This is a genomic window from Desulfofundulus sp., from assembly GCF_049701015.1.
In the GTDB taxonomy this organism is placed as follows: domain Bacteria; phylum Bacillota; class Desulfotomaculia; order Desulfotomaculales; family Desulfovirgulaceae; genus Desulfofundulus.
The window spans coordinates 1-11,727 of the sequence record NZ_JBNATZ010000061.1 but is presented as its reverse complement, the minus strand read 5'-3'; the positions used below and the strand labels follow the sequence as shown (position 1 = coordinate 11,727).

Here is an 11,727-nt window from a genome sequence, read left to right as displayed (position 1 = left end):
CGGTACACTGCACTCTTTTTGCGGCGAGGTGGTGCGGCGGCACTTCTACCTGCTGGGACTGGACCCGGGCTTCCGGGTGATGGATGAGAACGAGGCGTCTCTTTTACGCCTGGAGGTCCTGGAAGAAGTTCTCGAAGAATTTTATGGGGAACACCAGACATCGCCGCCCGGTGCGCCCTTCCTCTACCTGGCCCGGGCCCTGGCGGGTCGCCACGGCGACGACCGGGAACTGACCGGGCTTGTTTTGCGCCTGTACGATTTTGCCATGAGCCTGCCCCGGCCCCGCGCCTGGCTGGACTGGCTGGCCTGCTCCCTGGCCGGAGCCGGGGGCCTTTCCTGGGAAGAACAGCCCTGGCACGGGCAATGGCGGGCAATAATCCGCCTGGAACTGGAGTGCTGTCTGGACAGTCTGAAAGAAGCACGGCGTCTGGCTGCCTGTCCCGGTGGGCCGCAGCAGTACGTGGCGGTACTTGAAGAAGACCTGTCCAGGGTGCGGAGCTGGCTGGAACTGGTGGAAGGTTCCTTTGAAAACCTGCAGCTGGCCCTGAAAGAAGGTCAAAAGTGGCCGGCCCTGCCCAGGATTTCAAGGGGGGAGGCGGCTGATGAAATTAAAGAACGGGTTCAAAAGCTGCGGGACAACGTCAAAAAGCGGGTACAGGTCCTGTTTCATGAATATTTCTCCCGTTCACCGGAGGATATGATTGGTGACCTGGTCCGGGTTGCACCTCTGGTGCAGGCACTGGTCCAGGTGGTGCTGCGGTTTGAGGAAGCTTACCGGCAGGCCAGGCTGGAGCGTGCTGTGGTCGACTTCGCCGACCTGGAGCATTATGCCCTGGCCATCCTGGCTCAAAACGGTGAGGGATCTCCGTGGGGTGTGGAAATTCCGCGGGACCCGGAGGCCCCGCTTCTCCCTTCCCCCGTGGTTGCGGAGTACCGTGAGTACTTCGCGGAAGTGCTGGTGGATGAATACCAGGACATCAACGGAGTCCAGGAGGCCATTCTGGAGCTGGTATCCCGGGGGGATAACCGCTTTCTGGTGGGAGATGTCAAACAGAGCATTTACCGCTTCCGGCTGGCGGACCCGGCGGTTTTTTTGCACCGTTATCACCAGTTTGTGGATCTGGCTCCCGGGCAGGAGCCGGGGCCGGGCTGGCGCCTGACGCTGCGGGCCAACTTCCGCAGCCGGCACGAGATCCTGGAGACGGTCAACTTTCTTTTCGAACGGCTGATGACCCGGCGGGTCGGGGAACTGGATTACGATGAGCGTGCCCGCCTTCAGCCCGGGGCCTGCTATCCGGATTGTGCGGCAGGCAGGGCAGGTGGTCCGGTGGAGGTCCACCTGCTGGACTTCGAGCCTCCGCAAGGGGACGGGACCGGAGATACAACCGGCCAGGAGGAGCTGGAGGAACTGGACCTGGCCCGCCTGGAGGCGCGCTGGGTTGCGGAGCGGGTTCACCGGCTGGTGACCGCAGAGGGTTTAAAGGTGTACGACCGGGAAAAAAGTGAATACCGTCCGGTTACATGGCGGGATGTGGTGGTGCTGATGCGCTCCCTCAAGGGCCGGGTGGGAGTATTTCTGGAGGAGTTCCGCCGCCTGGGGATACCGGTTTTTGCGGATGGTGCGGGCGGTTACTTCGAGGCCCCGGAGGTGGAAACCGTACTCTCGGTCCTTCAGGTGATCGACAACCCCCGCCGGGATATTCCTCTGGCGGCAGTGCTCCGGTCGCCCCTCGTGGGGCTGGATGCGGCGAGGCTGGCTCAAATTCGCCTCGTCTGCCCGGAGGGAGACTTTTATACTGCTGTGCAGCACGCCGCGGAGGGGCCGGCGGACGTGGCGCCGGAGCTATCGGAACGTCTGCGTTCTTTTTTGAAGAGACTTGGAGAGTGGCGGGAACTGGCCCGCCGGCTGCCGCCCGCGGAACTGCTCGAGGAGCTGTACCGCCAGACCGGTTATTACGACCTGGTGGGAGCCATGCCCGGCGGCGTGGTGCGCCAGGCCAACCTGCGGGCACTGGTGGACCGGGCCCGGCGTTTTGAGGGGACCATTTACCGGGGCCTTTTCCGCTTTCTCCGTTTTATCGAGCAGATGCGGGGCAAGGGTGGGGACATGGATGCCGCCCGTTCCCTGGGCGAAAATGAAGACGTGGTCCGGATCATGAGCATTCACAGGGCCAAGGGCCTGGAGTTTCCCGTGGTGGTGGTGACGGGCCTGGGCCGCCGGTTCAATTTACAGGATCTCTCCGAAAGTTTCCTGCTGCACCGGCGCCTGGGGTGTGGCCCCGTGGTGGTGGACCTGGAGCGGGGGGTGCGTTACCCTGCTGTCCTGCACCGGGTGATCCGGCAGCGCCTGCGGCTGGAAGCCCTGGCCGAGGAAATGCGCCTGTTGTACGTGGCTCTAACCAGGGCCCGGGAACGCCTGATCGTGGCTGCCGCCGTGCGCGACCTGGAACGGCAGGTGGACAACTGGCGGAGCCGGGTGGCGGGGTTGCCGCCGGAAGGGCCCTTGAGCGTTTCGCTGCAGGCGGGAGCCGGGTCGGCTCTGGAATGGCTGGGTCCGGCCCTGTGGAGTCACCCGTCCCTGGCCGGATTTTCTCCGCGCGGGGAAGTGACATCGGCCGGGACCGGGTGCTGGCAGGTGCATTTGTGGCCGGCGGCAGCTCTGGAGGGGCTCCGGGCGGGAGGTGGCTCCGGCACCGGGGCGATCGCGGATCTGTCCTGGGCCCGGTGGCTTGAACGGCTGGAACCGCTGCCCGGGGATTGGCTGCGGCAGCAGGAGGAAAACTGGCCGGGTGGCCCCTCGGAACTGGTGGATAGCGGTGAGCTCAGGCGGAGGCTGTTCTGGACCTGCCCCCACCCGGAGCTCTCCCGCCTCCCTTCCAAGGTCACGGTCACAGGGTGGCGGCGCCAGCAGGAGGAACTGGAGGACCGGGTGAGCGGGGGAATACCCGGGGAAGGTTGGCTGGAGGATCGTTTCGCTGAAGGGGGGACGGGAGTGGGTGAGTTACCCCCGGGATTCGACCTGCCGGCTTTCTACAATGGGGAGCACTACACCGGTATCAGGCGGGGGATGGTGGTGCACCTGGTGATGCAGAGCATAAAGCTGGATGAGCTTCCGGATGAGAAGGAAGTGCGCCGGCACCTGGACCGGTTGGTAGAGCGTGAAATCCTGCGTCCGGAAGAAGTAAAGCTGGTTCGCCCGCTGGAAATCGTCCGTTTCTGGCAAACAGACCTTGGGAAAAGGGTGCTGGCCGCTGCAAGATGTGGCCGGCTCTGGCGGGAGGTCCCCTTCACCCTGGGTCTGGAGGTCCCGGAGCTATATCCCGAATTAAGTGGTCAAGTACCGCCGGGAGAGGTCATTCTCATGCAGGGGGTAATTGACTGCCTGCTGGTGGAAGAAAACGGCCTGGTGATCATAGACTATAAGACTGACCGGTTGACCGTCGACTCACTGCCTGAAGCGGTGGCGGGCTACCGGACCCAGCTTGAGCTATACGCCCGCGCAGCCCAAAAACTTCTGGGCCGACCGGTGACGGAGAAGTACCTGTACTTTTTCGCCCTCAACCGGGCAGTGGCTGTTTAAGCGGCTGTTTAAAGGGGGGACGAACTTGGGCAAAACCCTGCGCATTTTACATACCTCCGACTGGCACCTCGGCAAGACCATTGGCAGCCACCGGCGCTGGGACGAGCAGGAACAGTTTATCGATGAAATCGTCCGCCTGGCAGCGGAGGAAAGGGTGCACCTGGTCCTGCTGGCCGGGGATGTTTTTGATACCGAGAACCCCCCGGCCCGGGCCGAAGAATTATTCTTCGACGCTCTTTCCCGCCTGGCGGTTGACGGGCGGCAGGTGGTGGTGATTGCAGGCAACCACGACCAGCCCGAGCGCCTGGCTGCACCGGTACCCCTGGCAGCCCGCCAGGGAGTGCACATCCTGGGCCGTCCCGGAGATGTACCGCCATTGGGGCCGGGCGTGCTGGAGACCGGCCCCTCCCGGCTGGTGCTGCAGGGAGCCGGCTGGCCCTGCCCGGCAGTGGTGCTGGCTCTTCCTTACCCGTCCGAGGCCAGGCTGGGTGAACTGCTCACCGGTTCCATGGAGGAGGTGGACCGTCAGGCCGCCTACTCCCGGAGGGTGGCTGCCGCCTTCCGGCAGCTTGCGGGTGCCTGCCGGCCGGAAGCGGTGAACCTGGCCGTCAGTCACCTTTACGTGCACGGAGGACAGGTCAGTGACTCCGAGCGCACTCTTTCCCTGGGCGGGGCCTACAGCGTGGACCCGGATGCCTTTCCGCGGGAGGTACACTATGTGGCCCTTGGGCACCTGCACCGTCCCCAGGGTGTGGGAGGTGCGCCCGTACCCTGCCGTTACAGCGGCTCACCCCTGGCCTACAGCTTTTCCGAGGCCGGCCAGGCCAAGAGTGTGATTCTGGTGGAGGCCTCCAGCGGCGGGCCGGTGAAGTGGCGGGAAATCTTCTTGAACTCCGGGCGGCCGCTGGTGCGGTGGCGGGCCACCGGAGGTTATGAAGAAGTACTGGCTTGGTGCCGGGCCGGTCGGGATGAGCGGGCCTGGATTGACCTGGAAGTTCACGCGGCAGCTCCTCTCACCCGGGAGCAGGTGGAGCGGCTGCGTGAGATCCGTCCGGGAATTATCGATATCAGAACGGTTTTACCGGAGCAGGAAGGGGAGGCTGCCGGAGCTCCGGATTTGGGCGCTCTGCCCCTGGACGAGCTTTTCAAGCTGTTTTACAGCCAGCAGACCGGGGGCGGAGAGCCGCAGGCCGACCTGGTCCGCATTTTCCTGGAACTGGTGGAAACAGAGGAAAGGGGGGACGGAGTTGAGGCCGATTGAGCTGCGCCTGGCCGGATTGCACAGTTACCGCCAGGAAGAGGTGGTAGATTTTAACGCTCTATGCGAGCGGGGGATTTTCGGTATTTTCGGCCCCACCGGCAGCGGCAAATCCACCATCCTGGATGCGGTCACTCTGGCCCTCTTCGGCGAAGTGAAACGGGCCAGCCGGGGCAGGGAGGGGATCATAAACCAGCAGAGCGAACAGGCCAGGGTGGCCTTCACATTTGAAGTAGGCCGGGGCGAGGGGCGGTGCCGCTACCGGGTTGAGCGGGTGCTGCGTAAAAGCGGCGATTTCGGGGCCCATACCCGGGAGTGCAGGCTGGTGCGCATCGACCCGGACGGGGAAAGAGTGCTGGCGGATGGAGCCGACCAGGTGAGAACAGGGGTTCAAGAGTTGCTGGGGCTCACCGCTGATGACTTTACCCGGGCGGTGGTCCTGCCCCAGGGCCGCTTTGCCGAGTTTCTGGCCCTGCGGCCGGCGGACCGGAATCAAATGCTGGAGCGTATTTTCGAACTTGACCGGTTCGGCGAACAACTGAAGAGGCGGGTGGGTGATGCCGGGGCCAGAGTGCAGGCGGACCTGGACAGAGTGGAAGCGGAGCAGAGGGGTCTGGGCGACTGTTCTCCCCGGGCCCTGGAGGAAGCCCGCCAGGCTCTGGAAAAGAACCGGGCGGCCCGCCGGGAGGCGGAACGGGACCTGCAGGCGATCCGCAGGCGCCTGGAGGAGGTACGCGAGATCCTCCAGGCCCAGGGGCAGCGGGCCAGCCTGCAGCACCGCCTGCAGGAGCTCCAGGCGGCGGAAGGACAGGTACGCTGGGCGGAGGAACGCCTGGAGAGGGCGGCCCGGGCCGAAACCCTGCGCGGGCTGCTGGAAGAGTACGGGCGCCTGGAAGAAGATCTGGAAAGACGCCGGGCAAGGCTGCGGTCGTTACAGGAAGAAATGGACAGGCGGGAGGAGGCAGCCCGGGCGGCTGAGGAAGAGGCCGGCCGGATACGGCGGCACTGGGAAGAAAGGGGGCCGGCTCTTTTAAAGCGGCAGGCACGGCTGGAACAGGCCCGGGAGCAGGAAAAGGAGCTCGACATCTGGCTGGAGCAGCAGGCCGGGGACCAAAAACAATTGGAGCAGTTGGAACTGTCCGGGCAGAAAATGGTGAAGCAGCAGGAAGAACTTGCTTCCCGGCTGGACCTGGGGGAGCGGCGGCTGTCCGAACTGCGGAAACTGTGTGCACAGTTCCAGGTTGCCCTCGAGGAGGTCGAGCAGGCTCGCTGTGCCCTGGACCTGTACCGGGAGCTGACCCGGCTGGGCCAGGAAGTGAAAAAGATGGAAGGGGAGCGGGAAGAAGCGGCCCGGCAACTTGCCGTGTTGCAGCAGCAGGAGACAGAACTGGCCCGGGAAGTGCAGGTAATCGAATGTGAGCTGAAGCGGCACGGCGAGGATTTGGAGCACCTGCAGGGAAACCCGCCCGTACCCGAAGGGTACCTGGAACAAAGGGCTGGTGAAATACAGGGCCTCAGGCACCGGATCGAAGCGTTGCAGGAACTGGCCGCCCGCTATCACAAGCTCCAGGGTGAACACCGGCAGGTCGGGGAGCAGCTGGCTTTGCTCGAGCGCCAGCGGGACGTCTGGAGACAGAAGGCGGTCATTCTGCAGCAGGCTCTGGAGGAAGCAGATAAAGCTCTCGATCGGGCACGGCAGCAACTGGAGGAGGCCCGCCGCCGGAATATGGCCGCGGACCTGGCCCGGATGCTGGAGGCAGGGCGGGCCTGCCCGGTCTGCGGTTCGCTCCATCACCCCTCGCCCGCTTCTCCTGCGGGGGCGGAGCTAACCCCCCATGAGGAGGCAGTGGAAGCCGCGGAGGAGGAGCAGGCGCGGCGGCGGGATGAATGGCAGGAGTGTCAGAAGAAAATCGTCCAGCTGGAAACGGAAATTGCAGCGCTGGAGCGCCGGGAGAGGCAGCTGGCGGAGGAAAAGGAGCAACTCGGGGCGGAGGGTGGACGTTTGCGGGGTGAACTGCCGGCGGAATGGCAGGGGGTGCCGGTGCAGGATCTCCCGGCCCGGCTTCAAAGGGCGGAGCAGGCGTATCAGGAACAGCAGCGGGCCTGGCGCGACTGGCAACAGCAGCTGAAAGAAGCCCTGGACCGGAAAGAGGAACTCCGCCGCCGGCTGGATGAGCTGAGGCCCGCTCTTGCCCGTCTCCAGTCCGACCGGGCGGGTCTGGGCCGCCAGATCGAGGCCCTCTGCCGGCACCTGGGGGAAAAAGGGGCTGAGCGGCAGGCGGTCGGGGAAAAACTGGGGCTGCTTTTGGAGGTGCTGGGACTGGCGGACCCCGAACAGGTGCCGGGGTACTGGGACGCTTTAAGGGAGAAGCAGCAAAAGCACCGGGACTGCCAGGACGAAATGGCGGAGCTGGAGGCGGAGTTGAAAGACCTGGCCGGCCGGATCCAGAAGCTCAAAGATGACCTGCGGGACCTTGTGGTCCAAAAGGGGGCACTGAAAGCCACCCTGGCGGGCAGGGAAGAACAGATCCGCCGGCTCCGGGCGGAGTTGCACGGACTTACCGGCGGGTTGCGGGTGCAGGAGGCCCTGGGGCAGGTGCGGGAAGAACTGTCCCTGCTGCAGGGTGCGCTGGCACGGGCGGAGGAAGAAAGCCGGAGGGCGGCTGAGACCTGCCAGCGGGCCCGGCTGGAGTTGAAGGGTGAAGAACAGACCTGTGCCGCCCTGCAGGAGCGGCGGGAGGACCTGTGCCGGCGTCTCGAACGGTCGGCACGGGAGAACCATTTCGCCGGTTTCGCGGAGGCCAGGGACGCGCTGCTGGACCCGCAGGAGCGGGAGGAATTGGCCGGTCGGGTGAAGGAGTACCGCCAGGAGGAACAGGTGCTGCTGAAAGGGCTGCAGGAAGTGGAAGCCCGCCTGAAAGGTGTGAGTGTGGACGAAGGAGAGTGGCTGCGGCTGCAGGAAGAATTACGGGCTGCGGAAGAAGCCCTTGGTCTGGCCCAGCAGCAGGAAGGAGCGGCGGGGGCACTGCTGCAGAAGCTGCAGGAGAACCGGGAGAGGTGGGCCGTCCTGGAAGGGGAGCGGCAGCATCTGGCCCGGCGCGCTGCGCTCCTGCGGGAGCTGGAAGGGCTCTTGCGGGGCAGGGCGCTGGTGGAGTTTCTGTCCCGCCGGCGGCTGGAGAACCTGGTTGCCCTGGCTACGGAGCGGCTGGGCCGGCTTACCGGCTACCGTTACGCCCTGGAACTGGACGGGCAGGGCGGTTTCATCCTCCGGGACGAGGGGAACGGCGGCCTTAAGCGCCCTGTTTCCACCCTTTCGGGTGGCGAAACCTTCCTGGTATCATTAGCCCTGGCGCTCGCCCTCTCGGATCAGATCCAGCGGCGGGGCCGGGCTCCCCTGGAGTTTTTCTTCCTGGATGAGGGCTTTGGTTCCCTGGACGAGCAGTGCCTGGAGGCTGTGATGGATACTTTGGAGCGCCTGCCCCTGGAACGGGTGGCCATCGGATTGATCAGCCACCTGCCCCAGTTGAAAAGCCGCCTGCCCCGCCGTTTGGTGGTCGAGCCGGCCCGGCCCGGGGGGCCGGGCAGCCGGGTCCGCCTGGAACTGGCCTGATTCAAGCAGTGATGAAAATGGTCTTTTTGTATAAAACGGAGGATAAGCTTAAAATAGAATAACTGTCCTCCCGGGGGGCTAGAGATAATCAATGTCAAACCCGGCAGACCGACAACTGTTATATGACCTGCACGAAAATCCACCGGCCGGGCGGACCCTCGTTTACGCCCTGCAGTGGTTAATCTTTACCCTGGCCAACACGGCGGTGGTGCCCCTGGTGGTGGGCCGGGCGCTTGGGTTGGACCAGCCGGGCGTGGCAGCTTTAGCCCAGCGCACCTTGTTTTTCTCTGGCCTGGCCTCCCTTCTGCAGGTGTTGTTCGGCCACCGCCTGCCGGTTATGGAAGGGCCGTCGGGGATGTGGTGGGGTGTGTTCATCACCCTGGCCTCCCTGGCGCCGGGGCTCGGGAAGCCGCTGGCAGTATTGCGCAGCGACCTGGAACTGGGAGTGCTGGTGGCCGGTGTGGTGCTGGTGCTGGTGGGTTCCAGCCGCCTGGTGGGCAGCGCATTGAGTTTGTTTACCCCGGCGGTGACCGGTTCGGTGCTGATTTTGCTGGGACTGCAGCTGAGCGGTACCTTTGTGCGGGGTATGCTGGGGGTGGGGGTGGAGGGTTCCGGGGCAAATCTGCGCACAGCCCTGCTTTCGGCAGTCGTGGTGGCGGTGGTTCTCTGGGTCAGCCTGAAAGGGCGTCCTTTTACCCGCAGTGTGGCGGTGCTCATCGGTATCGGGGTGGGCTGGCTGCTGGCCATCCCCCTGGGCCTGGCTCCCGGCGTGCCCTGGTCGGTTTCCGGTGTCTTTGAACTCCCCCGGCTCTTTGCCTGGGGGACCCCAACCTTTGATGCCGGCATTATAATTACTTCGGTTGTGACGGGACTTCTGGTTTTAAGCAACCTGGTAGCCAGCATCCTGGCCATGGAAAAAACCGTGGGCCGGAAAGTGCCCCGGCAGGCCTATGACCGGGGAGTGGTCCTGACCGGGGCGGCCGACATTATGGCCGGCGTGGGGGCCACCGTGGGGTTTGTGCCCTTTTCGGCCGGGGCGGCCATGGTGGGCATGACCCGGGTGGCATCCCGGATGCCCTTTATTTTGTTTGCCGTCATGATGGCCGTTCTGGGTCTGATTCCCCCCGTGGGAGCCTTTTTGTCTTCCATTCCCGTTCCCGTGGGTTATTCAGTCCTGATGGTTTCTTTCTGCCAGATGGTGGGGTTCGGGTTGCGGGACTACCTCAGCCTGCCCCTGGACAACCGCGACGTCTACATTATCGGTCTCACCCTGCTTATGGGAACGGGAGCCATGATGCTGCCGGCCCGGGCGCTGGCAGGCATGCCGGTCCTGGCTCGCTATCTTTTGGGCAACGGCTTTTTGAGCGGCATGCTGCTTTGTATTCTTCTGGAACATGTCTTCCTACCGGCTAAGTTTTTTGCCTCCAAACCCGCCTCCAGCGATGATGCCGCCTCCACTTCCAGCACCACCCTGGGGGAAAAAGGTCCTGGCATGGACGGGTGATAATTTCCCCGCAGGTACACCGGCTCCAGGCCCCTCAAGACAAGAGGTGCCTTTATTATGGTCTGCGGGCCAGGCTGTGGTATAATAAACTGTAATGTTTTCTTTTCGGAAGTTTCGGAGGTGAAGGGGATGCCCCTGGGTGAATTAAAAATGACTTACCGTGAATACCTCCAGTTGCCCGAGGATAAGCGTTACGAACTAATTGGGGGGAGGCTTTATATGGTACCGGCGCCCAGCGTAATCCACCAGATGGTTCTGGAGAATCTGGGGTATATTCTGAACTGGCACGTCCGAGAGAAAAAAAAGGGGGTCGTTCTGCGCTCTCCCATTGACGTTTACTTAACGGAGGAGGATGTGGTCCAGCCAGATATCATTTTTATCAGCCAGGAACGCCGGTACATCATCGGGGAGGCCAATATAAGAGGCGGGCCCGATCTGGTAATTGAGGTTTTATCCCCTTCCACCGCAGTCATAGATCAAACCGTTAAAAAAGAACTGTACCGGAACCACGGGGTGCGGGAGGTCTGGTATGTGCACCCGGTGGTTCAGACTATAGAAGTCTGCACCTTTACCCCGGAGGGAGAAAAAAAGGAGCTTTACGCCCGGCACGATGAAAAGTCTTTTGTTTCTGCGGTGTTGCCTGGTCTGCAGCTGGATCTGAACAAGGTTTTTTAGCTTTTCTGCACCTGTGGGGACACTTCTACAAAAAGGGGAGTTGTTGCTTGTTACCGTTACATAAAATAGTGGTGCCCACCCCTTACGCGGTGGGTCCGGTCAATGCTTATCTCATCGCTTCCCGGCCCTACACCCTGGTGGACCCGGGGCCCGATACCGGCGAGGCCAGGGAGGTACTCCAACAGGAATTGTGCCGCCTGGGTGTCCCGCTGGAGGAAGTGGAAAGAGTCCTGCTCACCCACTTCCATTCCGACCACAGCGGCCTGGCCCACTGGATACACTCCCTGACGGGGGCAAAAATATATGTCCATCCCTATGACCTGAAGAAACTTAGCGGTCATAACGATTTTATCGGTGAGAGGATGCCTTTCGTCCGCGAAGCCGGTACCCCGGCCGAGATTATAGTGCAAATTCTCAGGGACGAGGATAAGCTCCCCAGGCCGTTTGTACCGCCCGAAAGTGCTGTAACCACGACCGGGGGAGTGGAAATACCCTTCGAGCAGGGGTGCTTAGAGGCGCTCCATTTTCCGGGCCATGCCACCGGGCACCTTTGCTTTTACGACCCGGCGGGGAAAAATCTTATCTCCGGCGATTTTCTGCTGCCCCACATCACACCCAACCCGTTTTTGGAGCCCGACCCTGTTCATCCGGAACGGCGGGCACCCAGCCTGAGCCAGTACCTGCAGGGGTTGGACAGGCTGATGGCCATGGACATCCGGCGGGTCTGGCCCGGGCACGGGGAAACAATTGATGACTACCGGCAGGTGGTGACCATGGTGCGGGAGCACCACCGGGCCCGGTTTGACGCCCTGGTGGAGCTGTTGCGAAAATGCGGGCGGTGTACGGCTTTTGAGCTTTCCCGGCTTACTTATCCCGATTTGAAGGGGTTCAACATCTTTCTCGGACTTTCGGAAATCCAGGCCCACCTGGACGTACTGGTGGAAAAAGGCCGGGTGAAGGTGGACAGGGTGGACGGCGTGGCGTATTATTCCCTCGTAAATATTCAGTAACAACTGTTGTGACGGGGATGCGGTGCTGTCGGCGCGTCACCACGTTGCCGAGACTGTCTCTCACAAAGCCCCGTTCGTCCACAGAATAAC

6 protein-coding genes are annotated in these 11,727 nt (G+C 63.0%); all 6 read left to right on the top strand.

What is annotated here, in order from left to right:
• Positions 1-3,580, top strand: a 3,580-nt coding sequence (gene addA / locus ACPLUI_RS05720) for a helicase-exonuclease AddAB subunit AddA (protein ID WP_424659314.1), incomplete at its 5' end; no start/stop codon positions are given.
• A gap of 25 nt (positions 3,581-3,605) precedes the next feature.
• Positions 3,606-4,841 carry an exonuclease SbcCD subunit D gene (locus ACPLUI_RS05715; RefSeq protein WP_424659313.1) on the top strand — a complete coding sequence of 412 codons (1,236 nt, stop codon included), beginning with the start codon at positions 3,606-3,608 and terminating at the stop codon, positions 4,839-4,841.
• Entirely contained in the window at positions 4,828-8,448 is a 3,621-nt protein-coding gene (locus tag ACPLUI_RS05710; protein WP_424659312.1) for an AAA family ATPase, read from the top strand. The genes ACPLUI_RS05715 and ACPLUI_RS05710 overlap by 14 nt, the downstream gene beginning before the upstream one ends.
• Before the next feature lie 91 nt (positions 8,449-8,539).
• Entirely contained in the window at positions 8,540-9,952 is a 1,413-nt protein-coding gene (locus ACPLUI_RS05705) for a uracil-xanthine permease family protein (protein WP_424659311.1), read from the top strand.
• A gap of 150 nt (positions 9,953-10,102) precedes the next feature.
• Positions 10,103-10,627 carry a Uma2 family endonuclease gene (locus ACPLUI_RS05700; RefSeq protein WP_424659310.1) on the top strand — a complete coding sequence of 175 codons (525 nt, stop codon included), beginning with the start codon at positions 10,103-10,105 and terminating at the stop codon, positions 10,625-10,627.
• Positions 10,628-10,674: 47 nt separating this feature from the next.
• A complete protein-coding gene (locus tag ACPLUI_RS05695) occupies positions 10,675-11,637 on the top strand; it encodes an MBL fold metallo-hydrolase (RefSeq protein WP_424659309.1) in 963 nt (320 codons plus the stop codon).
• The last annotated feature ends 90 nt before the right edge of the window (positions 11,638-11,727 follow it).